28 protein-coding genes and 1 pseudogene are annotated in these 26,603 nt (G+C 38.8%); 5 read left to right on the top strand and 24 right to left on the bottom strand.

Going from position 1 to position 26,603, the window contains the following annotated elements:
- Window positions 1-103 precede the first annotated feature (103 nt).
- Together IE339_RS10715 and IE339_RS10710 are read right to left on the bottom strand one after the other, a co-directional pair.
- Window positions 104-850 carry an alpha/beta hydrolase gene (locus tag IE339_RS10715; RefSeq protein ID WP_242175886.1) on the bottom strand — a complete coding sequence of 249 codons (747 nt, stop codon included), beginning with the start codon at window positions 848-850 and terminating at the stop codon, window positions 104-106.
- 101 nt (window positions 851-951) lie between these two features.
- Window positions 952-2,151, bottom strand: coding sequence for an MFS transporter (locus tag IE339_RS10710; RefSeq protein ID WP_242175885.1), 1,200 nt, complete (start codon window positions 2,149-2,151; stop codon window positions 952-954).
- 170 nt (window positions 2,152-2,321) lie between these two features.
- On the opposite strand from IE339_RS10710, the gene IE339_RS10705 reads away from it, so the two are divergent.
- Complete coding sequence (locus IE339_RS10705; RefSeq protein ID WP_242175884.1) at window positions 2,322-2,921, top strand: spore coat protein; 600 nt, start codon at window positions 2,322-2,324, stop codon at window positions 2,919-2,921.
- A 20-nt stretch (window positions 2,922-2,941) separates the two neighbouring features.
- On the opposite strand, the gene IE339_RS10700 is transcribed toward IE339_RS10705, so the two are convergent.
- The 6 genes from IE339_RS10700 to IE339_RS10675 form a co-directional block, all read right to left on the bottom strand.
- Window positions 2,942-3,418 (bottom strand): YbaK/EbsC family protein, encoded by a 477-nt coding sequence (locus IE339_RS10700; RefSeq protein ID WP_242175883.1) that lies wholly within the window; start codon window positions 3,416-3,418, stop codon window positions 2,942-2,944.
- A gap of 17 nt (window positions 3,419-3,435) precedes the next feature.
- Window positions 3,436-4,032, bottom strand: a complete 597-nt coding sequence (locus IE339_RS10695; protein WP_242175881.1) for a kinase — start codon at window positions 4,030-4,032, stop codon at window positions 3,436-3,438.
- A 1-nt stretch (window position 4,033) separates the two neighbouring features.
- Window positions 4,034-5,167: an N-methyl-L-tryptophan oxidase gene (solA, locus tag IE339_RS10690; protein WP_242175880.1), complete on the bottom strand. Its 1,134-nt coding sequence runs from the start codon at window positions 5,165-5,167 to the stop codon at window positions 4,034-4,036.
- A gap of 18 nt (window positions 5,168-5,185) precedes the next feature.
- Window positions 5,186-5,794 carry a hypothetical protein gene (locus IE339_RS10685; RefSeq protein ID WP_242175879.1) on the bottom strand — a complete coding sequence of 203 codons (609 nt, stop codon included), beginning with the start codon at window positions 5,792-5,794 and terminating at the stop codon, window positions 5,186-5,188.
- Between the two features lie 9 nt (window positions 5,795-5,803).
- A complete protein-coding gene (locus IE339_RS10680) occupies window positions 5,804-6,235 on the bottom strand; it encodes a PDDEXK family nuclease (RefSeq protein WP_242175878.1) in 432 nt (143 codons plus the stop codon).
- A gap of 131 nt (window positions 6,236-6,366) precedes the next feature.
- Window positions 6,367-9,432: a beta-galactosidase, LacZ type gene (locus tag IE339_RS10675; RefSeq protein ID WP_242175877.1), complete on the bottom strand. Its 3,066-nt coding sequence runs from the start codon at window positions 9,430-9,432 to the stop codon at window positions 6,367-6,369.
- A 120-nt stretch (window positions 9,433-9,552) separates the two neighbouring features.
- Here IE339_RS10675 and IE339_RS10670 point away from each other — a divergent pair, with 120 nt between their 5' ends.
- The gene (locus tag IE339_RS10670) at window positions 9,553-10,377 is read left to right on the top strand and encodes an AraC family transcriptional regulator (RefSeq protein ID WP_242175876.1); all 825 of its coding nucleotides are present in this window, start codon (window positions 9,553-9,555) and stop codon (window positions 10,375-10,377) included.
- A gap of 28 nt (window positions 10,378-10,405) precedes the next feature.
- On the opposite strand, the gene IE339_RS10665 is transcribed toward IE339_RS10670, so the two are convergent.
- Both IE339_RS10665 and IE339_RS10660 read right to left on the bottom strand, forming a co-directional pair.
- Entirely contained in the window at window positions 10,406-10,888 is a 483-nt protein-coding gene (locus tag IE339_RS10665; protein WP_242175875.1) for a hypothetical protein, read from the bottom strand.
- 109 nt (window positions 10,889-10,997) lie between these two features.
- Complete coding sequence (locus IE339_RS10660) at window positions 10,998-11,951, bottom strand: oxygen-dependent tRNA uridine(34) hydroxylase TrhO (RefSeq protein WP_242175873.1); 954 nt, start codon at window positions 11,949-11,951, stop codon at window positions 10,998-11,000.
- Window positions 11,952-12,253: 302 nt separating this feature from the next.
- On the opposite strand from IE339_RS10660, the gene IE339_RS10655 reads away from it, so the two are divergent.
- A complete protein-coding gene (locus tag IE339_RS10655) occupies window positions 12,254-12,841 on the top strand; it encodes a DedA family protein (protein WP_242175871.1) in 588 nt (195 codons plus the stop codon).
- A gap of 73 nt (window positions 12,842-12,914) precedes the next feature.
- On the opposite strand, the gene IE339_RS10650 is transcribed toward IE339_RS10655, so the two are convergent.
- The gene (locus tag IE339_RS10650) at window positions 12,915-13,118 is read right to left on the bottom strand and encodes a hypothetical protein (protein ID WP_242175869.1); all 204 of its coding nucleotides are present in this window, start codon (window positions 13,116-13,118) and stop codon (window positions 12,915-12,917) included.
- A gap of 224 nt (window positions 13,119-13,342) precedes the next feature.
- Complete coding sequence (locus tag IE339_RS10645) at window positions 13,343-13,609, bottom strand: hypothetical protein (RefSeq protein WP_242175868.1); 267 nt, start codon at window positions 13,607-13,609, stop codon at window positions 13,343-13,345.
- A gap of 288 nt (window positions 13,610-13,897) precedes the next feature.
- Between IE339_RS10645 and IE339_RS10640 the strand changes: the two genes are divergently transcribed.
- Window positions 13,898-14,776 (top strand): NAD(P)-dependent oxidoreductase, encoded by an 879-nt coding sequence (locus IE339_RS10640; protein WP_242175867.1) that lies wholly within the window; start codon window positions 13,898-13,900, stop codon window positions 14,774-14,776.
- A gap of 121 nt (window positions 14,777-14,897) precedes the next feature.
- On the opposite strand, the gene IE339_RS10635 is transcribed toward IE339_RS10640, so the two are convergent.
- The 6 genes from IE339_RS10635 to IE339_RS10610 all read right to left on the bottom strand — a co-directional run bounded on the left by IE339_RS10635 (window position 14,898) and on the right by IE339_RS10610 (window position 19,237).
- Window positions 14,898-15,536, bottom strand: a complete 639-nt coding sequence (locus IE339_RS10635; protein ID WP_242175866.1) for a type 1 glutamine amidotransferase family protein — start codon at window positions 15,534-15,536, stop codon at window positions 14,898-14,900.
- Between the two features lie 75 nt (window positions 15,537-15,611).
- Window positions 15,612-16,574: a helix-turn-helix transcriptional regulator gene (locus tag IE339_RS10630; RefSeq protein WP_242175865.1), complete on the bottom strand. Its 963-nt coding sequence runs from the start codon at window positions 16,572-16,574 to the stop codon at window positions 15,612-15,614.
- Between the two features lie 274 nt (window positions 16,575-16,848).
- Window positions 16,849-17,343, bottom strand: coding sequence for a GNAT family N-acetyltransferase (locus tag IE339_RS10625; RefSeq protein ID WP_242175864.1), 495 nt, complete (start codon window positions 17,341-17,343; stop codon window positions 16,849-16,851).
- A gap of 23 nt (window positions 17,344-17,366) precedes the next feature.
- Entirely contained in the window at window positions 17,367-17,948 is a 582-nt protein-coding gene (locus IE339_RS10620) for a sugar O-acetyltransferase (RefSeq protein ID WP_242175863.1), read from the bottom strand.
- 128 nt (window positions 17,949-18,076) lie between these two features.
- Window positions 18,077-18,775: an Imm26 family immunity protein gene (locus IE339_RS10615; protein ID WP_242175862.1), complete on the bottom strand. Its 699-nt coding sequence runs from the start codon at window positions 18,773-18,775 to the stop codon at window positions 18,077-18,079.
- A 54-nt stretch (window positions 18,776-18,829) separates the two neighbouring features.
- On the bottom strand, window positions 18,830-19,237 hold the full coding sequence (locus tag IE339_RS10610; protein ID WP_242176302.1) for a hypothetical protein: 408 nt from the start codon (window positions 19,235-19,237) through the stop codon (window positions 18,830-18,832).
- Window positions 19,238-19,809: 572 nt separating this feature from the next.
- Here IE339_RS10610 and IE339_RS10605 point away from each other — a divergent pair.
- Window positions 19,810-21,045, top strand: a complete 1,236-nt coding sequence (locus IE339_RS10605) for a Bcr/CflA family multidrug efflux MFS transporter (protein ID WP_053400363.1) — start codon at window positions 19,810-19,812, stop codon at window positions 21,043-21,045.
- Between the two features lie 419 nt (window positions 21,046-21,464).
- Here IE339_RS10605 and IE339_RS24755 read toward each other — a convergent pair whose 3' ends face one another.
- The 6 genes and pseudogenes from IE339_RS24755 to IE339_RS10575 form a co-directional block, all read right to left on the bottom strand.
- The gene (locus IE339_RS24755) at window positions 21,465-21,689 is read right to left on the bottom strand and encodes a C40 family peptidase (RefSeq protein WP_347342718.1); all 225 of its coding nucleotides are present in this window, start codon (window positions 21,687-21,689) and stop codon (window positions 21,465-21,467) included.
- A gap of 369 nt (window positions 21,690-22,058) precedes the next feature.
- Window positions 22,059-22,700: a DUF1349 domain-containing protein gene (locus tag IE339_RS10595; RefSeq protein WP_242175861.1), complete on the bottom strand. Its 642-nt coding sequence runs from the start codon at window positions 22,698-22,700 to the stop codon at window positions 22,059-22,061.
- A 470-nt stretch (window positions 22,701-23,170) separates the two neighbouring features.
- Window positions 23,171-24,055: an alpha/beta fold hydrolase gene (locus tag IE339_RS10590; protein WP_242175860.1), complete on the bottom strand. Its 885-nt coding sequence runs from the start codon at window positions 24,053-24,055 to the stop codon at window positions 23,171-23,173.
- Between the two features lie 121 nt (window positions 24,056-24,176).
- A pseudogene (locus tag IE339_RS10585) lies at window positions 24,177-24,399 on the bottom strand (PD-(D/E)XK nuclease family transposase); the annotation flags it as partial.
- A gap of 110 nt (window positions 24,400-24,509) precedes the next feature.
- A complete protein-coding gene (locus IE339_RS10580) occupies window positions 24,510-25,532 on the bottom strand; it encodes an NADP-dependent oxidoreductase (protein WP_242175859.1) in 1,023 nt (340 codons plus the stop codon).
- A 265-nt stretch (window positions 25,533-25,797) separates the two neighbouring features.
- On the bottom strand, window positions 25,798-26,547 hold the full coding sequence (locus tag IE339_RS10575; protein ID WP_053400358.1) for an SDR family NAD(P)-dependent oxidoreductase: 750 nt from the start codon (window positions 26,545-26,547) through the stop codon (window positions 25,798-25,800).
- Between the last annotated feature and the right edge of the window lie 56 nt (window positions 26,548-26,603).

The raw sequence follows: 26,603 nt of genomic DNA, 5'->3' as shown, positions 1-26,603 counted from the left end.
GAAGTAGCTGCGTTAACGGAAGCGCGCGGTGCTTAATTTTTGTATACAGTAAAAAGCGCTTAGGACATCTTGTTCTAAGCGCTTTTTTTATATGCCCTCTCTCCTACTTCTCTAGTTGCGTCTGAAAGAATTTTAACGATTCTTCAATAATAAGATGCTGATCATGATCGAGCGTTGCGACGTGGTAGCTATTTGGCATTGAGATCACTTCTTTTTCATGAGATGAGATATTCTCCAAGATGTATGTACTGTTTAGCGGTGGCACAACATGATCTTCTTCTGACATAAAGATAAGCGCTGGACACGTCACTTTAGATAGATCATCTTTCACAAGTGCCATCAGCTTAATAATCTCTTTCATCGACTTAAGAGGTGTTTTATTATACGCTAACTCCTCTACTCCTTCTTTTTTAATGTCGGAACCGATAGCATCAAAAAAGCGAGGCTCTTGTTGGTCTTTCGCACCTTCCATTGCTGGAATATCAATCGCAGCATTAATCGGGATAATTCCTTTAATTTCTGGATGCTTTTCAGCAAGGTATAGAGTTAATGTGCCACCCATTGAAAGCCCTGTTACAAAAATCGTCTCACAGCGCTCTTTTAACCACGTAATTCCCTCTTCAACAGAGTCAATCCAATCCTGATACGTCGTTTGCTCCATATCCTCATAATGCGTCCCATGCCCTTTTAAACGAGGCCCATATACCGTATAACCTGCTGCATGGTAAGCATCACCAAGCGGTTTCATGCTTTGTGTACTTCCTGTAAATCCATGCGAGACTAAAATACCTACGTTGTTTCCTTCATAAATAAATGGTTCTGCCCCTTCAAGTACATCATATTGTTTCATGTAAATCCCTCCCTTGGGCTTTATTGTATCACTATTCAGAATTTTACTCCTACTAATATGAATCAAAAAAAGAGAGCGAATGTGCTCTCTCGTTTTTTGAACTATGCTTTTACTTTGTTGTCACGTGATAAGAAATACATGTACAAAATAATGGATAGCAAGACAGAGAACGCGGCGGTTACGTAAATACTTCCGTATCCTAACGTATGCCCGATTTGTCCAAATACCATGGCTCCAACCCCGACGCCTAAGTCAAAGAATGAGAAGAACGTTGCATTGGCCATTCCTTTTCGGCGATTAGGTGCTTTCTCAATGGACCATGCTTGGAGTGCTGGCTGAATGGATCCAAAACCAAATCCGTATAGCGCACCTGCTACAAAGAGCATCGTCATGCTTGGAAGCCATGCAAGTAACAGCATAGCAATTAATACTAAAACAGCCCCTGGAATAAAGATCGCGCGGTGCCCTCTACGATCGTATAATTTACCCGCAAACGTTCGTGTCAGCATTAAAGCTAATGCGTAGACAAGAAAGTACCACTGAATGCCGTCGATTCCCTTTTGTGCGGTGTATAGCGGCAGGAAAGATGCAATGCCTCCAAACGTTACGGTAATAAAGAATAATAATAAAGACGGTGGTAATGCTGATTTCTCATAAAAGTCCCATTTTACCGCAACGACTTCCTCTTTTTCCTTTTGTTCGACCTTTTTATAGCGAATTTGAGACGATAAAAGAGCAGCCAGTAACCCAAGTCCTGAGCAAATTAAAAAGAGTGTGGTAAAGGAAACGGTGCTTGAGAGCGCTAACCCTAGAGAAGGTCCAAATGCAAGCGCAAGGTTTCCGGATAATCCGTAATACCCCATCCCTTCTCCTCGTCTACTCGCAGGAATTAAATCTGTCGCAATCGTGCCAGAGGCAGTTGTTGATAACCCCCATCCTGCACCTTGAACAATTCGCATAATGAATAGAAATAAAATGCTTGCCGCAAACCCATACGACCCAACAGAAAGGACGAAAATAATTAGTCCTGATAAGTACACAAATCGTCGGCCCTTCGATTCAAGCGCATGACCTGCAGATGGACGAATTAACAATGCAGAAAACGTGAAAATTCCGACGACAAACCCGATAAGCTGATCTGATCCATTCAAATGCTTCACTAAAAGCGGAATGGTCGGCAGCGTCATTTGAAATCCGAGAAAGATAAAAAAGTTTGCAATGCAAATTAAGATGAAATCGCGCGTCCATATTCGTTCTTTTTGAATGGGCGCTACAGATTCCTTATGTAATGGTTGACCCATGTTTTTCCTCCTTTCTTCACTATTTTTCATTGTACACCTCATTTTTCCATTTATCTATCTTGATGCCTGAGTGATCTTTCCTTTAGTATGTGTAAGGTGAAAAAATGATGACGAATAAAATTTATCCAAAATTGTATAATAAACCGGACGAACAAAAGGAGGTTTTACCGGTGGAAAATCAGTTCAATCAACATTCACAAGAAGGTTCGATGCCGTTTCAACATGGTGGTCATGAGATGTTTGATGTCCAAGAAGTGTTATCAGGAGCCGTGAGCTTGCTGAATACATATAAAATAACAAAAGAAATGGTGCAAGACGTGGAATTAAAAGAGGTTATGGATCGCCAAGTGTCCTTTTTAACGCAAGAATACAATACGCTCCTAGAAGCCTTTCAAACAGGAAGTAAACCGACCGTATCTCTTAAAAGCTATATGATGAAAATGGATCACAACTTTACGTATGGGTTAAAAGAAAGCGAACCCGTTACTCCGATTACTCAAGTAACTGATATGAACGATCAGCACGTGTCAAGCTTGCTGTTAGGAATGATGAAGTCGTCTGCGTCTCTTCGTGCAATGACCGCGCTTGAAATGACGAATCCCGTTGTTCGTCGCGTTGTGGCCGATTCTGTTCCAAATGCAGTGGAAATGGCATATGAATTATCGCTTTATCAAAATCATCACGGCTATTATCAAGTTCCACAGCTACCAACGCAAGATATGCAGAAAATGATAAATGCGTACGGTCCTTCTTCTAACACCGTTCACTAATGAAAAAAGCGCTTGAATGCTCAAGCGCTTTTGCTGTCTTTTCCGACATCTACCCATTCAACGGGTCTTGCGTGCTCCTCTAATTCTTCAATCGTTAACTCAATGGCACTGTTTCGGCTTCCACACGCTGGAAAAACCGTTTGGAATCGTTTGAGAGATTCGTCTAAATAAACGGTTACCCCTTCGTTTACCGCAAATGGGCAAACGCCTCCGACGACATGTCCAATAAGCGTCTCTACTTCATCTGAACTGAGCATTTTCGCCTTTTTCCCGAACTGATGGCGATATTTTGAGTTATCAATTTTCACATCACCCGCTGCGACGATTAAAATGACTCGTTCATCAACTTTAAACGATAGCGTTTTAGCGATTCGTTCTGGCTCACAGTTTAGGGCTTCTGCAGCTTGTTCAACGGTCGCGCTTGATTGAGACGTTTCAATGATACGATCCTCCATCCCATAGTTTTTAAAATAGGCTTTTACTTTTTCTACTGACATTGATCTATTCCTCTCTTTCAATTATAGATAACAAGCTCGGCGTTTTCTAAAGGCTGTTCCTCTTTGAGATAATGTTCTTCTGCTTTCCAGTATCGATTTTCAAACTTATGTATTAATGCTTGTGTTTCGTTGTTCTCTCGACGAAAGCGCGTCTCTCTGGAGCAATCTATGTATACAATATAGTCTAAAAAAGACCGCCACACAGAGCGCTGTAAAAATACGCCTTCAATGATGATGACACCTCTAGGCGGCAAGTGTACCGATCGCCATTCATGACGATCCTCTTTGTCTAAATAAAACGGAAGCGAAAGTGTTGCTTCTTCTTGTAAGGGTTTAAAAAGATGTTCTTTTAATTGTTCCACATCCCACTGTAGATGATAATATTCCTCCCATTGATCTCTACCCGTGTGATAGCGCTTGGATCGCTCGGTAATAAAATCATCAATATGTAAAATCGCGTACGAAATGCTTTCTCGTTGAAGCTCTTTTTCTAATTCCTTCGTGATCGTCGTTTTACCAGAGCGGCTTAACCCGTCAATGGCGACAATAAGTCGATCGGTTTCATGGTGCTGCCATTTCTTTCGTACTTCTTTAATCAGTGAATGAGTCATCATGTTAGTCTCCTTTTATAAAACGTTTGAGTGAAAATGGTGAAATGTTTTGGTTCGTTTCACCATTTGTAATGAGTTCACTTAGCACGTGACCAACGGCGCTACTGAACTTAAATCCATGTCCTGAAAAACCTGCTGCAATCGCAACGTTTGAATAATTTGGATGCACATCAATGATAAAGTCCTCATCAGGCGTCATCGTGTACATACACGTTTTTCCGTAGGTAAGAGTATGCTCGGATGCTGTCATATACGTTTCTAAAAAGGTGGAAACATCCTCTTGATCACCATCACCGAACGGTCGCATTGATTCACTCGGATGAACTGGTTCCCCGCCGTCATGTCTTCCTACCTTCAACCCCGCACCATCAATACTTGGAAATCCATAATACGTGCCGTTTGATGTCACGAATGAAAAAGCAGGAAACGTAGTATCGTTATAGAGCTTTTCATCTGTCTGAAACCATGCGAATGTTTTTCGGGTCGGCTGAAGAGGTAAATTGATTCCGATTGATGATAAAAGCCCGGACGACCATGCTCCAGCTGCGATAATGAGAGAGTTTGCATAATACGTACCGTTTGGTGTTTTTACTACTACTTCATTTTCATTGAGCTTAACCGAAGATACGCGCTGATTCATAGCAAGATGAGCCCCGTTTTCGATCGCTAATTTTTTATATGTAGAAATACATGTCTCACATTTTAAAACGCCAGATGCTGGTTCAAAGCATCCGATATAATCATTCGGTATTTTGATTCCTTTCCACCGATGAGAAACCTCCTCAGAATTCAACACGTCGAGAGATAAATCATAACGGTTAGCACTAGATATGATATTTTGAATGAAATCGGAATGCTTCGGTCCGACATTTAACACCCCAGTTTGCAAAAATAAGGATTCACCGCTTTGCTTCTCAAGCTCCTCCCACAGCTCCTGTGCGTAAAGAGCAAGTTCTACATACTGTTCTCCTTCTCCGTAGGCGTGACGGATGATACGCGTATCACCATGATGACTACCATTACTGTGGGGAGGATCAAACGCATCTAGTAATAGCGTCTTCTGTCCGCTTTTGGATAAAAAATAACCTGCTGCCATTCCCATGGAACCGGCTCCGATGACAATCGTGTCGTAATGCATGGTGTTCCTCCTTCGGACTTAATAAGAGTTGATTGGAAAGTACTTGGCGAGGTGATCGATTGTTGGCTTATGCTTTAATTTACATACAACATTTTGATTGGAAAATATCCCTGTAAATGTCACCGCACTGTCTCGATCGATCGAATGAAGCCATTTAACACCCACTGTCCAATCAGCTAATTCAGGATCATCTTGATTGTTCGAAATATTTGGCTGAACCAAGTGATGGTCCAATAACTTGGTTTTATCAGGTAAAGTAAAATCTTTTACCATTCGAGCGGGTGAAATTACTTCTCCAAATCCTACATACCCCTTACCTTTTAAATAGGCCATTACTTTGTCACCGACGTTAAGCTTTTGAATAGCATCTCTATATTTCTTTCCTTGACCTGCGCTCAAAAAGCCATATGTTTTGCAATCTTCCCAGCTCCGATGTTCACCGTCTCCTACATTTACGTAATAAATTCCAGTCCAAGGAGATGCGCCTTTAGAAGGTTTTGTCCGTTCACTTACTTCTTCTGGATCCATTAACCAAGAACGTCCAAGAAATTCTTGATCCTTTTCTTTAAAGAAGTCAAAGAAGATACAATTTATGTTGATATTGTATTGAGATGATAAATATTGCACAATCCTTTCTTAAGAAGGATCCAATTCAGAAGCAACAATAATCATGCTGTGCTGGCGATTAATTTCTTGTGGAAGATCAACTCCGAACCGATTGAAAAAAGCATCGCTTAACGTTATTTGCAAATAGTTTGTTGCAATGGCATCGACTTGTTCGTATGTCAAATCCTTAACCCAAGAAGCGTAATCTAACGTTTGAGAAACAACATCTCTTGGCGTTCGATCTCGTTTTAATTCCAAAATAACGAGATTACCTTCGTAATCCATTGCTAGTAAATCAATTCGCCCCCCATATAACGTTACTACCTGTTTACCAATCACTAATAAATCCAAGCCTGTAATACTACTATCAGCAGCAATCCAGTTCTCCAAACGATCTTCACTATCTAATCTAGACTTTGGTAATTCTTTTAATGTGTTATCTTCTACTTTCCATACATTCATATTAAATGCCGTTATAAGATCTCCTCTTTAATATTCAAACTATTCAATCATTAACACATTCTAGCATATTTTCCCTATTCATATAAACGAAAAGAAGACCAAATCCGAATAGACCTGGTCTTCTCCTCTTATTAAATTCCTTTTAACACAAACTGATTCACATACACCTGACCAGAAGGAAGGGTGAATTCTGGGTGTGTTTTCGCTCCCCAGCTGTCATCTCCTCCTACTCCCATTTGCTTGTAGTTCACGCGAACCACCACTTTATCACTTGTTGGAAGTTTGTAGTGGTGATCATGTGCTTCAAGTTCAAGTGGTGTGTACGGAAGCGCATTTGCCTCCACTAACGGAAGTCCACTAATTTTTAGCCCGCGCCCTTCCTTATTCGTCACGGTCATCCACCGTACATCCGTTTTATTTCCGCTTTCCTGTGGACGTAAGTAAGGCGTTAACTGCTCAGAAACAACTCCTTCATAGATGCCTATTTTCGCCCCTTTGTTACGGTCCCAGTGGTTTTCATGTGGGCCTTTTCCGTACCAAGAAAGCTGATCAAACTCTTCCTTCATCGCAAATAGCATCCCCACTTCAGGAAGTTCAGGTAATCCTGCCTGTGCATCAACCGTTTGGGTGACGGTTACTTCTCCTGTAGGATCAAACGCATAGGTAACGCGGCAAAAGCTTGGAAGGCCCGTTGCTAAGGTAAACATCGTATGAATGATTACTTTTTGCTTTGATTGCTCCACCGATAGCTGTGTGAGCGTAGCCTTTACATCACGCCAAACGCCCGCTCGTTCGTCCAATTTATTCCCGCGGTCATTGTCTGTTAGCGCACGCCAAAAGTTTGGACGAAGACCTTGTGTCAAGCGCTCTACGCCTTCTATTTTATAAGAATGCAGCATGCCTGTTTCCTTACTAACTTTTGCTGTAAAAGAAGGCCCTTCGATAGTCCAATCCCTATCAGTCTCGGAGGCGTTCATTTCTCCTTCTTCTATAGAAGAATCCCCTGCAACCTTCGCAACGACAAACTGATTAAAGGAAACTTCATGCCCTCGTTTCGCCCAAGACGTGTCTTCTTTTAAGTGAGCGCTCACTGTTAAAACGTATTCGCCTCTCTCTGAAGGAACGGTATACGGAATATGAGCTTCTCCTGTTTGAGTCGGTTGTACATCAATCGATAAAACGTCTTCTTGAACGATTTGACCATCTTTTGTGAGTGTCCATTTCAACTCGTAATCTTTTACGTTCGTAAATAAGTACTGATTTTCAACTTGAAAACGTTGGCTTCCTAAGTCAACTAACGACCATTTAATGGATTGATGACAGGCTTTTACTTCGTGAAGCTTCGGACTGACCTTGCCATCTGCAAAAATTAACCCGTTTCCACAGAACGTTCCGTCATTTGGCGTATCACCGAAGTCACCGCCGTATGCTAAATACGTTGTGCCATCCTCAGTTGTTGTTTCAAGAGCCTGATCACGCCAATCCCAAATAAATCCGCCTTGTAAAATCGGATAGCGTTCAAATAACTCCCAGTATTTAAAGAGATTTCCGCAAGAATTTCCCATCGCATGGCTATATTCACATAAAATATACGGTTTCTTGCCGTTCCACATCGCGTATTTTTCTAAGTCTTCGATCTTGTTGTACATCGTACTTTCAATATCTGATACGTGTTCGTACTCACGGTGATGGAAAATCCCTTCATAATGAACAATTCGTGTCGGGTCTTTTTCTTTTAAGAAATTGTACATATGAACAAAATTCTCTCCGCCAAATGATTCATTTCCAAGTGACCAAATTAAAATCGATGGATGGTTTTTATCACGCTCATACATCGTACGACAGCGATCAACGACGTTCTCACGCCATTCCGGTTTACTACCTGGAACTGCCTCTCCTTCGCCTACTTGTCCATACGACCAGCTGCCGTGTGTTTCTAAGTTTGTTTCGTCAATGACGTACAATCCGTATTCATCACAAAGCTCATACCACACGACATCATTTGGATAATGAGAGGTACGAACGGCATTAATGTTGTATTGCTTCATGAGCAGGATATCTTGCAGCATATCGTCACGTGAAATGGCTGCGCGTCCTTTTTTTGATGTGAATTCGTGACGATTCACGCCACGGAAGACAATTCGCTCCCCGTTAATTTTCATTAAGCCGTCTTCAATTCCAAACGTACGGAACCCGACCTTACAGCTTTGTGCTTCTAAAACTTGCTCACCGTCCCATACGCTCACAACAAGTGTATAAAGAGATGGTGACTCAGCGCTCCAAGGATGTGGCTTTTCAACTGATGCTTCAAGGTGAATCATACCTTCGCTCGTAAACGAGTTTTGAAGCGATGTATCCAAGACGCTCTTGCCTTGTGCGTCATATAACTGCGCTTCTACGCGTAGCGGTTGTCCTTCGTAACGACTAGATGTAACTACGTCCGCCTTGACTGATAAAGAACCATTTTTTGTTTTCACATCGTATGGACTGCGAACCTCAAGGTCATATACATGAACGTTTGGCGTTGAGTACAAATACACGTCGCGGAAAATTCCGCTCATGCGCCAAAAATCCTGATCCTCAAGCCAGCTTGCATCACTCCAACGATAGACTTCTACTGCAAGCGTATTTTCCCCCTCTTTTACATAAGGTGTTAAATCAAATTCAGCTGGTGTAAAGCTGTCCTCACTGTACCCAACAAGCTCGCCGTTCACCCATACGTAAAAAGCCGACTCAACGCCTTGAAAGCTAATGTACACAGGTTGGTCTTCCCAACGCTCTGGAACCGTAAACGTTCGTACATATTGACCAACAGGATTGTACTTTGTCGGTGCAAAAGGAGGTTTTAGATCTTCTTTTCCAACCCAAGGGTACGTCACGTTTGTATATTGAGGGTAATCGTATCCCTCTAGCTGCCAATGAGCAGGAACCTTCATGTCAGACCAGTCGCTCACATCATAATCAGCTTTGTGAAAGTCCTTTACCCGTGCATCAGGGTTTTCAGAGAAACGAAACTTCCATAGACCATTTAACGATTCGTAAAAAGAAGAGTCCTTTCGATCGAGCTTTAACGCTTCTTCCACTGTCGAAAAAGGAATTAACGTTGCGTGCGCTTTCATTCTATTTAATTGGAAGATTTCAGGGTTATTGTTCCACTCAGGATATCCATTCGCAGGTGGTGTATATTGAAATGTCATGGTAATCTCTCGCTTTCTATAAATATCTTTATATGAACATCGTAAACCCTTTCATTTTCTTTATCAATCCAATCATTTTCATGTTACTATAATAATATTCACATTTCTTGAGGTGACAACATGGATAAAATGAGTTTTCCTGCTTTAATGAATAACGTAACGTCTCTTCCTCTTTACGTATCAAGCGTTGGGCATTGGGATCATCAGACGGAAATTACGCGCGATGCTGAATTTATGGACTACCAGTGGATACAATGTGTAAAAGGGTGTGGCATCTTGGAAGTGAATGGTCAAGTACTTCGAATTGATGAGAATGAAGGATTTTTACTACTACCTGAGGTTCCTCACGCCTATTATCCGGTAACAGAACAATGGGAGGTGTGGTGGTTGTCGTTTACAGGGCAAACCATTCAGGAAATGATGACTCATTTTAAGCTGACGCAATCGATGAAGATTACGCTGACCGACCCTCAGCGCCTAATTGAAAAAATGGAGATTATGCTAACCGAGTTGGAAACCCATCACCGACTAGATCAGCGCGTAAGTTCGGAGATGCTTTATGGGCTGTTGGTACACTTACATCTAGATCACACACAGCCTTCGTATAGACGAAATCCGTACCTTGAGCAGCTGCAGCCTGTCATTACTTACATAAATGAACGCTATTATGAGCCGATTAGTTTACAAGAGCTTGCCACAGTGTTAGGCGTGACGGTTCAGCATACGTGTCTGCTTTTCCAAAAAGGGCTGCACGTTCGTCCGTTTGAATACCTTGCGCGCGTTCGTATTCAAAAAGCAAAAGAAAAGCTGATTCAAGACCCTACACTATCGGTACAAGAAGTTGGACAGCAAATCGGGTATGAATCACCTAGTCATTTCGGCAAAGTTTTTAAACAGCACGAGCACATGACGCCTGCTACGTTTCGAAAACTGTATCGATCATAAAAAAGCTTCCGCTATACATAGCGGAAGCTCACCATCTTTTCTGAATAAAGCGATAATGAATTGGCAGCACAAAGAGAAAAACGATTAAATAAATCGGAATTGAAATCCAAAAGCCCCATCCGTGTAGGTTTTCGTATCCTACTTGAATGAGAATCCACTCAATCAGCGTAGAGAAAAGTGCAAATAAACTACCAATAATCCACCGATTGGTCGTATGAAAATAATTAAAATGGATGACTGCAAGCGACGATGGGATCAGGCTATAGCTTAAAAACTCACCAATCCCCGTGATGTTTGGGTTTCCGTAATCCACAAGATCAAGCATTTTTCCGATGATTGAATCTGCAATCCAAGCGCCGTACCCGACAACTCCAAATGTGATATAAAACTCTCTCCAGGTCATAATGGACTTTGGCGTGAAAATAGCATAGAAAAACAAAAGAAGAGATAGGAGAATCGCAACCCATGTTCCGTCAGAGTGTAAGTCCAAATTTTTAATAACATGATCCAATCGTCTTCACCTCATTTCAAGCACGTGCTATTCATCATCCTAACCAATTCTTTTACTTTTAGACGACATCAAAAAAAGCGATGAGCACATGCCCATCGCTTTTTACTATTTAAATGCGGCTTAAACGTTCTGCTACTTCTTCTTCTGTTAAGTTATGTTCTTTTACATAACGGTTTCTTGGGTGTACGCGGCATTCATGTGTACATCCACGTAAATGCTTGTGCTCGTTCTCTTCTGATGTAATGATTTTTTTATTACATTCAGGGTTTGCACAGTTTACATAGCGCTCACAAGGCTCACCAGTAAAGTAGTCTTTCCCAACAACAACGTGTTCTTTGCGGTTTACGTCTACGCTAATACGCTCATCGAACACATAGCATTTTCCGTCCCATAGCTCACCTTGCACTTCTGGGTCTTTTCCGTATGTGACAATTCCACCGTGAAGTTGGCTTACATCGTCAAAGCCTTCACGTTTTAACCATCCTGAGAATTTCTCACAGCGAATTCCGCCTGTGCAGTAGGTTAGAATTTTTTTGCCATCTAACATTTCTTTATTTTCACGAATCCAGTCTGGAAGCTCGCGGAATGTTTCAATATCAGGCTTAATCGCGCCTCTGAAATGACCTAGATCATACTCATAGTCATTACGAGCATCGATTACGACCGTATTATCATCTTGCATCGCTTCATAGAATTCTGCTGGTTTTAAATGTTTTCCCGTAATTTCATTTGGGTTAATATCATCTTCTAAACGAAGCGTTACTAACTCTTCACGTGCGCGAACGTGCATTTTTTTGAATGCATGACCGTCTGCTTCGTCCACTTTAAACGCCATTTGAGCGAAAGCAGGATCTTCGTTCATCACTCTCATATATTCGTCTGTTTGCTCTACTGGTCCAGAAACGGTACCATTGATGCCTTCAGCTGCAACAAGGATACGACCTTTAAGTCCAAGCTCTTTACAAAACGCTAAATGTTTTGCCGCAAACTCTTCTGGATTTTCAATAGGAACATACATGTAATAAAGTAATACTCGATAAGGTTTTACATCGACTGCTGTCATTTCTTTTACCACCTAACTAGTTTTTATATTTGCAAGATATAAACGCATGTAGGAAGTCCTATCATTTCTGATAAACTAACAATACTTCTAAACTTGCAGGGATCTACAAAACCCCTTAGACTGCACTTTTCGAAAACAAAAGTACAAAAATATATTATAAATAGAAGTTTCTACTTTTTCAACTGTTTGTCTTCATTCCACTCCCTTCTTTTTAAAAAAACTTAAGAATTGTTAAGTTTTTTCGGCATATTTCAGAAAGAATTTCTTTCTATACTGAAATCATCACAAAGGAAATGCGGGGAATGAATATGGACATCATGGAGTTTGTTCGAATGAGTATAGGCATTATTTTTACGCCTTTATCCGATGACGTGTTACTTGCGACACAGCTTGGGATTTGGAATCATCATGGAGTGAATCCGGTTTTGATGTGGATCGCTTCATGGGCCGTGTTTTTTGTCTCCTTCAGTGCGTTTTATGCAGTAGGACGATTTTTTCGAACGATCCCATTTCTTCAGCGTTTTCTGAACGGTAAACATCTTACTCGCGCACAAAGCTTTCTTAAACGTCATGGCAAATGGGGGATCGCGCTATCCTTTTTTACACCCGGACTTCGTCATCCTGCCCACTATGTAGCAGGCATACTGAGGTTTTCATTGACCCAATATCTCTTGACAACGTTTCTCGCAGCTGGTGCGTACACAGGATTATGGACGTACGTTATGTATAAAGTCGGAAAAATGATGAGCTTAAAAGACATTTTAAATTTGGGAATGGATCATGGCCTCGTTCTTATCCTCGGACTAAGTGTAATTGTTAGTACGGTTATCTTACTAAAGCTGCTTCGTAAAACGGATAGCGTTCAAAAACAGCCTCTTTCTCATAAATAAACGCTTTTAAAGCAGTTTTAATTGCTAACGGCCTATCTATCGAAATAAATAAAAGAGAGGTGACTCTGTGAAGTCATCTCTCTTTTTTATCGTATCCTCCATAGGCCTTATCATTTTCAACCCACTCTCGATCAAATGGATTCGTTGGATCTAAAATAATCGTGCCGTTCTCATCGACTGATACTTTACGAGGAGGATTTTCCTTCAGTAGTTTGGCAAACTCTATCTTCAATTCGTCTAGTGACATCTCATCGACTGATTTTTGAGGTTTTTTCATTTGTAGATACACTCCTTTTGAGGTTCATCTAGCGCGGATAAACGAAAGATGGTTATGTATTCATCGTATCAAACTTTTGCACGAAAAGCAGTTTCTTTCCCCTCCTTTTCTTCTACTTATTGAAAAACGAGCACTCCCTATCAAGGTGTGCTCGTTCATATTGCATGCAGTAATCTGTTCAGTAAGTTAACCAAACTGTATGTGGTATTAAAGTTACGTTCTCTTTATAAAGCACTGCTCAAATAAACTTGTACAACAATAGGAAAAATAAACTCTGTTAAAATAATGAAGCTATTTCCAATTAAACCAAACGTTCGCCATTTATTATTCAATCCGAAATAAGCAAACAAAAGTCCTAAAATTGGAAAGGCCATAAACGGTGACAATGTCGCGATGCTTGGAGAAATACTTACTTCCCCTAAAAATAAGCGACTAATCAAAAAAGCAGCTACCATTAAACAAATTGAAATAACAGAACAATATTGCTTCATTCATAATCCCTTCTTAGCATTACTTTTAACATTTTATTGTGGATAGCGCTTTTACTATCATAATAAAAGCATCATCTATTTACATCCTCTATCGTTTTCAAAAGGTTTTACCATAAAAGAATGTTACGTGATTAGGGATTTGAAAACAAGTAGATGAAACAGAGAAGATGTGAAGAAATGTTGAACTTTGTGATCTTAGCGGAAAAAGCGCTATTGCTTGTTTTTGGAGATGATATTTCTGTATAGTGAAAACAAAGCAATCTTCATATTTAAAGGAGGACATACATTATGCAACATACACTAGGATGGATTGGATTAGGCTACATGGGAAATCCAATGACGAAAAATCTATTAAAAGCTGAATATCACGTAAACGTATACAACCGCTCAGCGGATAAAGCAGCGCCTTTGGTTGATGCGGGAGCTGTACAACTCGATTCACCGAAAGAGATTGTAGAGAAATCAGACGTGATTTTCCTTATGCTTTCAAACACAAAAGCAATTGAGGCGGTACTAACGGAAGATAATGGTGTCCTAGAAGCTGATCTTCATAGCAAGATCATCGTCAATATGAGTACTATTGCACCAGATGAGGCAATAGAATTTGCGAAAATGATTGAAGAAAAAGGCGGTACATATGTAGATGCCCCTGTCTCAGGGTCAGTCGGTGTGGCACAAACAGGTCAACTCGTTGTCCTAGCAGGTGGAGACGCAGAGGTTGTAAAAACGTTGAAGCCATACTTTGACGTATTAGGAAAAGAAACGATTCATTTTGGTCCAAGCGGAAAAGCAAGCGCAGCGAAGCTATCCATTAACCTACTTCTCGGTATTGTTGGACAAGGAGTTGGTGAAACGCTGCTACTAGGCGAAAAGTTTGGCTTAGAGAAAGAAAAAATCCTAGAAATGATCTCACAATCGGGAATGAATACGCCTCTTTTCCAAGGAAAGAAGGATATGTATCGCAATGAAGAGTTCCCGGCTGCTTTTAAAGTCGAACTTATGTCAAAAGATTTAGGTCTTGTCAAAAATGAAGTGGATCGCATGGAAGGAATCTACCCACTTGCGGAAGCGGTTAATCAAACCTACCGTGAAGCAAAAGAAAACGGTAAAGGCGAGTTAGATATGGGCGCTGTATACCTGGAGTTAAAAGAGAAAAATCAACGTTAAGAAATGTTCAGTGCTAAAAAGCCCAACTTCACCTTTAATGAATGGAGAAATTGGGCTTTTTCATTTAAATCTATGTCTGAAGCAAGGTTTTTAAATAAACATGATATAAAGCTGCCTTAGCTCAGCTATTTATTGAAGCCATTAACTCAAAGAAGTATTCAGGTTTATGAGTTTTATTTAGGTTATACCACGAATGCAGTGTATCTGGTGCAAATACATCTAATTTTTTTAGTACTTCCATCGCAAATTCCAGAGGGGCTATTCCTGATGCCGTGATGACATTCGCATCAGAGACAGAGACAGCAGTTCCCCCTTCATAGAGCTTTTCTCCTCTATAATTAGGACAGATCATTTTCGTGTACTCTAAATTATTGCTCGTATGTTTTCTAGTATCTAAGTAGCCCTTATTCGCCAGTGCGTCCGTTGCACCACAAATAGCAGCAACAATCGTGCCGATCTTTAAGGCTTCGTCCATTCTTTCTAAAATTGGTTGATGAATTTCTTCTCCCCAAGTAGACCCTCCAGGCAAAATTAGCAGATCTTCACTCTCAAAAGTACAATCACTAACAGAAATATCTGGTTTTATTTTCAGTCCACCCATCGTAGTAATGATTTCTTTACTAGCTCCTACTGTGACTATGTGTAAAGGTAATACCCCTTTTTTGAAATATCTTCCGGTGTTTAGCTCCGCTATTAAATATCCATGCTCCCAGTCTGACATTGTATGAAATACATATAAATAAACTTTTTTTGTTTGCATCCATTAACACTCCTAATCGCAATTTATATCGCAATTATAATAAAACTTCCCTGACAGCTAACGTCAGGGAAGTTTTTATCCTTCATAAAATTTTATTAATTCCGACAGAACTTCAATAAATCGTTTCTTTAAATCTATTGGTTCAATAATTTGAATAGATTTACCGTATGGTAGCAGTAAATAAGGTATATATGTATGTAAAATACCTTTTTCAAGAAGGAACACGGCTTGAGTTGGATTTCGTTCAACGACATAATGCCCTAAAAACCAATGCTGACAAACATCGTTCAGCGTACTTTCCTTTCCACGAATAACTAAGTGCATAAGCTCTTCTTTACCTTCTATCGTTGGAAGGAGATTGTCCATAAAAAAATCACGCGCTGAAAAATTTTCTGGATGGTTAAACTTATTTTCCGTTAGTAGTAGACGTTCAATTCGGTCTGCTCTAAAGCTACGGATATCATTCCTAAGATGGCAAAACCCAATGGCATACCACTTATTATTCCAGTAAATAATTTTGTACGGATCGAAAAGTCTATCGTCTAACTGACCTTCCCCACTTTTTTTGTAGAGAATCTGTACTGAATAACCGTCAGCTACAGCTTGATGCAGGCTCTTCAAAAGAGATTCCGTAGAGAGTGAACTTAATTGGCTTATTACTTCAAGACTAGATGAATGTCGGTTTATCTTCGTTTCCTGATCTTGATTTGAGTAGTTTTTTAGTTTTGAAATTGCCCTATTTAGCGCTTCCCCTCCATAATATCCCGCTTCTTCTGCAAAAACAGCAGCGTGAAAGAGTGACGTTTGCTCTTCAAAATCAAAAAAAAGAGGTGCTTCCATAAAATTGTTTAATAACGTGTATCCACCGTTATGTCCTGGTTCTGAAATAATAGGTACGCCACTCGTTGAAATTGTATCAATATAACGATACACAGTCCTTATATTAATTTCTAATTTTTCCGAAATTTGCTTCGCTGTCACTTTTTCACCTGAGCGAAGCATCCATAGAATCGCTAGCATATTGTCAGTTTTAGGCATATACGTCCACCTTTATATGAATTCTTTTGTTATATCGTTCCAATTTTCAGTATAACTCATCGGCTGCCCCTTTCCGATCCCTTTCTATACACGACCTCTTGACATATTTGTGCTTTTGGAAACTTCCTTTAAAATAATCGCCATTTCAATTATGTTTGGTTGATGGAATTACTTCAGAGGATGTTGGCTGATCGATAACTTTCCACGATCACTAGAAAAGCGCTCAGAAAAAAACTGAGCGCTTTTACGTAAGGTATGCTTTCCTAAGAATCGTTCAATTCACCGTATAACGATAAAACTTCTTATCGACTTCCATTATAGGAAAATTCTCAGGTAAAACATCCGAATCTATGCTTTCAAATCCATTTTTCTCATAAAACCTGTGTGCAGCTAAAAATTGCGGAGTAGTTCCTAGGTACACTTCTTTTACGCTCTTTTCTTTCGCCCAGCAAAGAGCATGATTCAATAACATCCTTGCCGTATTGAATGCATTCCCCCTATAGTCTTTCGCCACAAACATCTTCCTCAAGGCAACTTGGTGGTTACCAATGTCTAACAAACTAATGGTGCCAATGACTTTATCGTTGTAGACGGCCACCCAAAAGTTTCCGTTACCAGTTTGATAAAAATCTTCTATTGCCATTAAATCCGGCTGGTCATCCTTTGTGATTGGAATGTTGTACTCGGTTTGTTGAATCGTAAGAATTAGTTCTACCACTTGATCTTGGTACTCACAAGAATATTCTTTTACAATAGGTTCATTGTTCATGGAATCGCACCTTCTTCTGCTTATTAAAGATTCTCTTGAACCACTCGGCACGGATTTCCGACTGCCACGCAGTTATTTGGAATGGATTTTGTAACGACGCTTCCTGCCCCAATGACAGCATTATCACCAATCGTTACACCAGGAAGGATTACAGCACTTCCTCCAATCCAAACGTTGTCGCCAATCGTCACGGGCTTTGTGAACGTTTTATAAGGTGCCTGAGATGGATCACCTTCATTAATTCGCTCTTCAGCGCGTAATGGGTGTGAGGCCGTATAGATTTGTACGTTTGGTGCAATTAAGACATTGCGGCCAATCGTAATTTTATTGTCATCAAGAAATACGCAGTTGTAGTTCACAAACGTATTTTCACCGATTGAAATATTCTCACCGTAATCACAAAAGAACGGTTTTTCAATCCAAAGTCCCTTACCTGCATAACCAAAAAGCTTGGTTAAAATCTCAAACTTTTTTTCGCCGTCACGAGAGTTTGTTTGGCTATAGACTTCTAAAAGGTCCTTCGCACGATGATATGTATTTAATAACTCTTCATCACGCGCATCATATGGTTCCCCTGCTAGCATTTTCTCTTTTTCAGTCATCATTATCTACTCCCTCTCCCCAAATGTCTATACGTCATAACTATAGCACGGACGTGTGAACAGAATGAATGGTTAAAGATTATTTAATATGTATTTTTAAAATAGCAGGTTAATTTCGTTTTGCAATTAATTTAACCTATGTGGTAAATTTCCGCCTTCAAATAGTTTTCAGTTGCTAGACTTCCAAAAAGACCCATGGGATTTTTAACTTTCGCAGCCTCTTCTTCTGAAACTTGGTATGTTACGTACCCCATTTCAGGGTTTATTTCAGCAGCCCCATCACAAATGTAGTAATTGCCTAATAACTCATCTGAAAACTTTGGAAGTTGATACGCATCTTGATTAAAGTGAATATGTCCAATTTTTTGCCACTGACCTTCTTCTAAAAAAAGTAGTCCTGTGTAAATTGTACAACACACTTCCTTTGGCGTTCTTTTAAAATGGGTAAATTTTAAGGGCTTTTCAGTAATTATATTATAGAATTCCATATACACACCAACTTCTGTATAACGAACATCCTTCACAATCATTCCATATACATATTGATCTTCATTTAAGGGGACCGTTATAACATCACCAGCAACACCACTTTTTTTCTTTCTTTTTTTTGTTTTCAATTTACAACCTACAAGATCTTGTTCATTCATTTGTTCGAATGAATGTTTGAGAGAGAACGTTAGTAGAGCTTCTATCTCAACGCTAGTCGGTTTACGGTTTAGATTTTGTTCGTATAATTGGGTTACTTCTTCAAAAGCTAATGTTAGAATATCTAGAGATTCGTCATCCAACATTACCTTTTCTTTATTAAAATCTTCTTCCCAAACTCCCATTCTAACTACCTCCCCGTTATTTTCTTATAGAGTAAACGATTAATGATTTGAATGTTAAATGATTTCAATGACACGAAACCAACTACTGGTCTTAGATTTCACTATCACTCTCTCATTGTTTTCCCACTTTAATTCCCCGAGGAACCTAGCATATAAGCCTTCATGTCCAACTTCCTCTACCAACAGTTGATTGACTATCCGTAAACCCTTTTCGTTATAAGCTTGTTCAATCAACCATCTTTCTGTATGTTTACTATGAACTTTCATTAATAAATAATGACCGGAGTGTTGTCCGATGATTGTTACACATTCTCCTAATACTTCAGTAATTACTCTTGTAAATAAACTCATCTTCTGTTTGTACGTTTTTCTCATCTTTTTAATATGACTTCTCCATAACCCTTCCTTCATAAACTGCGCCATAGCTTGTTGATGTAGGAGCGAAGCGGTTTGCTCAATCATTGCTTTTTTTTCATTACATTCGTCGTACAATACAAGATCATTATATTTTCATATAAAATACTCTTCTAATATATCCATAAATTCTTGTCAGCGAAAATTACACTTCACATAAAACGGATTTGCGGAACCAAATAAAAAAAGGAACCCCTGCAATAGGGATCAGTAGATGGTGATGTAAGAACGCGTAGCTTTAATTACTAACACCACGATTATGCGCTGGGTTCATCCATCAACTATTTGGGTTAACCTTATAAGCTACTAATTCAAGAGAACCTAACGTTTTTTTTTTAGCGAATGTTTTTTGTACCACACCCAGCATGTCTAAGTTTTAGAGATTAGTTTCAAGTCGGCTGAAATTTTGCATCAGAATCAAAATATTTACCCTTCATCTGCAAGCTGAATTTTTAATTGTTTACCCCGAAATGATAACAGGTTATAATCAGAACTATGTATTTCGGGTATCGAATTAAATCTACATTTTGGTCCCTTTGTGCCTAATGTAAGATGGGAGCTTATAGCCTACATTTCTGTAGTGAAATGAAATACAAACTATATAGAAAGGCGAGGAAAAATTGAATACACTTAGTGGAAAAAAAAGAATTCAACTTGCAATACTTTTGGGATCACTTGGACTCTTAGGGCCTTTTACAATTGATACGTATTTACCTTCCTTCCCCACAATCGTAAAAGATTTTCATACTACGGCATCACTGGTACAAATTAGTTTGACAGCATGCTTATTAGGATTAGGAGCAGGACAATTATTTATTGGCCCATTGAGTGATGTGAAAGGCCGTCGTAAACCTTTACTATTATTTCTTTGCTTATACTTATTAGCTTCTTTAACTTGCTCGTTTTCACCAAATATCTATTTCCTTATTGTGGCTCGTTTCGTCCAGGGTTTTTCGGCAGCAGGCGGGCTTGTGGTTTCAAGAGCTATTGTCAGGGACCTTTTCAGTGGAAAGGAACTGATCAAATTTTTCACTTTAATTGTATTAGTCGGTAACCTCGGCCCCATCGTTGCACCTATTGCTGGAGGAGCCATTCTTTCGTTTACCAAGTGGAATGGAGTTTTTATTGTTTTAGCTTGTATTGGAGCTATATTAATCTTCATGGTTTCTCTAAAACTACCAGAAACTCTACCACCTGAAAAACGTGTGCCTAGTAATCTGCCACAGCTCATGAGCAATTTTGGTTCCTTATTTAAGGAGCGAGAATTCATGGGATACGCATTCACACAAGGATTCACGACAGCTGGAATATTTGCTTATGTATCTGGTATTCCGTTTGTCTATCAAAATATTTACCATGTTTCTCCACAACAGTTCAGTCTACTCTTTGGAGTTAATGGTTTAGGCTTAATTATTGGAAGTCAGTTGGTTGGACGCTTGGCCGATCACATTTCGGAGCGAACATTCTTAAAGATAGGACTAGGAATTTCTATTGCGGCAGGAGCAATCCTACTCATCGCTCTTCTTTTAAAAGCTCCATTAATTTCCGTGGCGATCCCGATTTTCTTTTTTGTCTCATCAATAAGTATTATTGGTACGACGTCCTTTGCATTAGCCATTGAATCACAAGGACATATTGCGGGCAGCGCCTCCGCATTATTAGGCTTATTGCCATTTTTACTCGGATCGCTATCAGCACCTCTTGTTGGAATAGCAGGATCGTATACGGGTGTTCCAATGGGCCTTACGATCTTTGGTGCTAGCTTATTGGCGTTTCTTTCCTATTTTGTTTTAGTTCGAAAGCGTTCAGTTAACATGCAGAGGCCCAATGATGCTGAACAAGGTTCTAAGCTATAATGTGGATACATATGTTATTTAAGTCAATTAGACAGTTGACACCTAAGAAGGAAATAACATTAATGTTATTAACAACTCGCCCCAAGTGATGATCCATCGCTTGGGGCTGTTTTCGTTTTAATGCATTGTTTCTATAACAAACAGTATTTTTTTCTGTTTTTAAGCTGTATATCATATACAAAGATAGTTACCATAACAGGTATTCAGGAACTAGTTTTTCCATAGGAGCCTTGTGTATCGGCACCTCTTTTTAGTTATAGCTTATTCACCTTTTTATACATTTTGATATAAAAGGCTTTTAACTTAAGCCAAAAGTCTAAGGGTGGGCGAATTTAAACTCAAAAAACAGTATTTTCTATAAGAAGGTACTGTTTTTTGAGTTGATGTTTGTTTGCTGACCGTATAAAATACTCCCATCATTAAATTCGTCGTACACGACCATTGAATTTTCGCTGGAAATACCCTTTTGACATATCGGCAATGGATACGCCGGTCTTCCCTTGACATTCTAAAAACTTCCCATTTCCTGCATAAATCCCTACGTTCCCATCTTTCTTGTAGGTATCAAAGAATACTAAGTCCCCTGGTTGCATATCACTCACAGGTACAGGAGAGCCTAAATTTTTGAGCGTTTCCGTACTCACCGACCCTCGATTGCCAAAATTGATGCCGACTTACACAAAAGCCTAGTGAACAAAGCTGCTACAGTCAAATCGCCCTGCATTAATGTCCCCTTAAGTTCGTCCACCACCGAAAACATAGACCGCCTTCATCCAAAAACTCCTACCTAAAGTACATATAAAATAAGGATCATGCTAATTATAAACTAGCATGATCCTTATTAATCCCTAGCAAATATCAAAGTGCATCTTAAAGGAAAACAACTTCTTCATTTATGGTTTTCTAATTATCACAATTCCATTATAGCCCGCTATAGGCTAGGTATATCTCCTGGCGATTGTCTAGTTTATACCATCTATGTTCACATACATCTTAAAGTGGCTGAACATGATTTACAAATATGCAGATGCTGGATCATTATCAAGCTCTTCAATTGTAATGAAATCAAAACGAACTTCTTGCTCTTTTCCTTGAGGGCTACATGCATAAACGCCTGCTAAGAAAGTTGAATTTTTTTCAGGAACATCTAGGTGAGCGATTCTAATTTGATTCCATACCTCTCCATCCAAAGAAAAATCAACATAACAATTTTGCCCTATTTTTGATATACGGTAATATAAATGAACAGTTTCATAGTCTACATATTGTGTAGACCAATCTGAATAGCCCCTATTCGTTACAACTGCCCCTAACTTGCTTAAACCATCTGGAATGTATTCTAAGGAAGTTTTTACCCATATGTCCTCCGAAAACCTAATCATTAGTCCTGCTTGGTCATACTTGGATTTTGGGAACGTCTCAACTCTTGTTGTTATTCTGAAGTTCTTGTCAGTTTCCATATAGAGAAAATGTCCATTATCCGCCTGAAAATCGTAGTGAGTTTTTTGCCAATAATCAGTTTCTTGGTCTGTTTCTAAAACAAGTTGAGAAGATTTTTTGTCTAAAAACCATTTCTTGGGTTCACAACGCCAATCTAGCATTTTGCCTAAACTTGCACGATTGAAATTCTCGTTTAGTATCCAATTTTTACTCATAATGCACCGCATCCTCCTACTGTTACATATCCAAATTTCGTTTTATGTAGAACTTTTCCAATCGTTTATTTGAGATAAACTACCCATTAACCTCTTTTATTCAATAAGTAAAAGTGCTACATTCCTCTTTAGGAAATTACATGATCTTTGAGATTTTTTCTGTTCCAACTTATTTTATAAAATAGCTATGGATGTTTGCAATGCTCACGATGCAATAATTAGATTTAGGGATTTGATAAAACCAGAAAGACTCGCTAAATAGAAAGCAATGTGTTTGGGAAGTTTTCTAATTGATCTTACTCTCCCTAAAAATCAAGGGTCATTAGTGCGTTTTCGCTTATGTATTTTACGTACACCATCTTCAGAAATCGTTTCATGCCTTTTTCTCCAGGTATATTAGATAGGATCATTTTAAAGCTTTGACATGATATGTTAAAAGTTAAAATTAAAAAAGAGCCTTGTTTAAGGCTCTACAGCAAAAATTGTGTGACTACTCTATTAAATTTTTGGGGGTTTTCTTCTTGTAGAATAAGGCCGCAATCGTCGAAAATTTCATATTGTGTGTAGGGACGTAGTGATAAAAAATAAGACAAATATTGAACAGGGTTAAAAGTTGCCTTTTTACCCCATAAAATAAGAACAGGTTGAGTAATAGAGGAGAAAAAAGATTGAACGTTGAAATTACAAAATCCAGCAACGAAAGAAGCTGGAGCATAGTTAGCATTTGGACATTGATGAGCGCTTTTATAAAAATTATCTATTACATCTGGTGTAACAAAAGATGGATCTGAATAAAAGCTTGTTTTCAGTTGTTGTTCAATACTTTCTTTTGAAGAAAATGCATTGTACAAACCATCTCCCACAAATGGCTGTGTAAAAATACCAAACGTAGTGTAACTAGAAGCGCATGGAGATGTATCATTCCCCCCGAGACCCGATGGAGTGATGAGTACTAATTTAGAAATTAGATCAGGACGTATGTAGGCAATGTAACTGCAATAAGCTGCAGGAAGATCTCGGGTAATGACAAAGGTTCGTTCATGAATAACTCCTTGTATAAACTCAATAATGGCTTCAGTAAATAATTGCGGTGTGTACATTCGTTTCTGTTTATCAGAGTTAGAGAATCCGGGAAGTTCAAGTGCATAGACAGTAAAATGCTTAGCTAATTCTTTGACATTCTTTCTCCAGCAAAAGTTAGATGCCCCTAAGCTTATACTGTGAATTAGTAACAAGCTAGGACCGGATCCTTGAACATTATAAGCAAGTTGTCCATATTTACTTGTAAACTGTTCATTACGGCCTCCAAGCTCATCATTTGGTTGCTCCGTACAAATTGGTTCATAGGGATACATATTCTACACTCCTTTTGTTCAATATCTCTTTTCTATTTGTATGAGCACGAGGTAGAAGTATGTTTGAAAAAGTAAATTATATTATAGGACATCATATTTTTTAAATAATTCTATCGCTAGTAACTTTGTTTGATATTTTTTTGAAATGTATTTCAATATCATCACTTAAAACGCGTTGCTTCGTTGTATTCCATAGCTGATCTTTAGTCTGAAATTCTTCGTCTGAAGGGAATAAAACGAAATCTAATAAGTTGATGGTAATTGTTTTTTTGTAAGGCACGATAAGGCATCCCTTCTTGCATTTGCGGCGTATATAGTTTGCTTCAATAATACAAAGAACACTTTTCAATTTGCAGTTTTGACCATAACTTCATTCATGTGCTGACTCTTGGAATAAGACCATCATCGAAATTTTCTTATCTTCGTAAATAGCTTTTTATTAGAAGTTATTGCGTTATTTTTCCTTAAATTCAATAATTACTTTCCCTTTTGGCCTTCTATTTGCCACAATTTCTAGCGCTTCATTTATCTGATCTATAGAAAATAATGTTGGATGAATGGGTGGAATAATGTTGTGTTCTTCAATGATTTTAGTGATTTTTTCCAGTTGTGTACCATCCGAACGAACGAAAATAAAATGATATTCAACGTCTTGTTTCTTGGCTTTGTGATCATACTTTGCACCAGCAATGGAAAACAACTTTTGTTTCCAAAACGGGAAATTTCCTTCTTTTCCATAGCGTTTATTTGGACCTGTACGGAGAGAGAGTAACTTTCCACCTGGTTTGATAATACTCAATTCATTGTCAAATTCTTTAGGTCCCAGTGTATCAATTACATAATCCACATTTGATAACAAGTGAACATAGCTTTCTGTCCTATAGTCTATATACTGGTCTGCACCAATGTCTAATGTGCGTTCCCGCCATTCCGAGTTTCCACTCACGATGACCTTTAAACCCATTGTCTTGGCAATAGGAACAGCGATTTGACCAAAGCTACCTGATCCACCTGGAATAAAGAGCGTTTTACCAGGCTGTGCTTTAAGCTCCTCATATAGACCTTGGTATGCTGTTAGGGCCACTAATGCAGAAGCTGCTGCTTCCACGTAGGATAAGTTCTTGGGCATCAGTGCAATTGCAGAAGCATCAACTGCTGCATATTCTGCAATTGCACCGATTTTTTCTAGTGGAAGACGTGTGTAGATAGCATCTCCTACGTGAAATCTTGTTACATTCTTTCCGACTTTAACAATAATGCCTGCTAATTCATTCCCTATTGTTAAAGGGAATTTATAATGTTGAATCAGTTTTACACTACCCGTGATAATTAGAGTTTCAAGTGGATTAATTGCCGCAGCTTTGACTCTTACTAACACTTCGTTATCATTAACTTGAGGGATTGGAATGTCATTGATCTGAGCATGGATTTTCTTTGAGTACTTTGTAATCTGAGCAGCTTTCATACGTGGTTGCATTTTTAAAATCGGCATCCTTTCCCTAATATGATCTTCAATTTCCTTTTTCTTATCTCTTTCTCTTTATGTAGAGATCATCTAAGCGTGATTTTCTATGCTTAGATGATCCCTCTACTTAACCTACACGTGCTTACAACGTTATTTTATTCATTTAATAATATCAATTTTAGAACGATCGTTCTTTAAAAGGTAAATTTTTAAGAATTCATGATCTGAATCCTTTTCATTCTAGTGAATTAATTTTGTTCTTTTCTCTTTAGTTATATTAAACACCTAGTATTGGATAGATTTGATCTCTCAAATTAAAATTGTAGCCTTCATCTACAATTCCTACGACTTTATCATTGTCATAAAGTTCCATCATAAAGCCTGCCATTTGCTTAGCTGTGTGATACATAGGCATGAAGTTTTTATAATCAAACTCTTCTACATCTTGAGCCGTTTTCTCAAATTCTGTTTCTGTCACTGCAGGTGCTAGTACTTTTACCTTCATCTTTGCATTTTTAAGTTCAAGTTCTTTGGCAAGCCCTTCGGTAAATGCACTAACAAAATATTTAGATGCCGAATAAGTGATACCACCAATATAAGTAGCATATCCGAGTGCTGAGGATACGTTAATTAATTGAGTTCCTTCTACTTGAGAATAATCTCGTACAAATAATGTAGAAAGGATAGCTAATGATTCTATATTAAGACGTAACATAGATTCTACTTTCTCTAAATTCTGTTCCTCTACAGGAGAAGATTCACCAAGACCAGCATTATTGATCCAAGTTTCAATTTGATACTCTTTTAAGCAATTATATAATGCGTATGCCTGCTCTGTTACTGATAAATCACTTGTTTGAATAATAACATCTAAATCTGGATTGATCGCATGAATGACTGATTTAAGCCCTTCTAGTTTCTCTAATCTTCTCGCGACAATAATTAAATTTTTTCCACGATTTGCAAATTGTAGTGCTGTTTCATATCCTATACCTGAACTTGCTCCTGTAATAACGGTGTATTTCATATTCAATTTCTCCTTAAAGTCTATTTTAGTTGACGTTCGTTTATTTGACCAACGTG

Source organism: Priestia koreensis (assembly GCF_022646885.1).
Taxonomy (GTDB): Bacteria; Bacillota; Bacilli; order Bacillales; family Bacillaceae_H; genus Bacillus_AG; species Bacillus_AG koreensis_A.
Note: the sequence above shows the minus strand (reverse complement) of the source record. Positions and strands in the feature narration are given on the sequence as shown.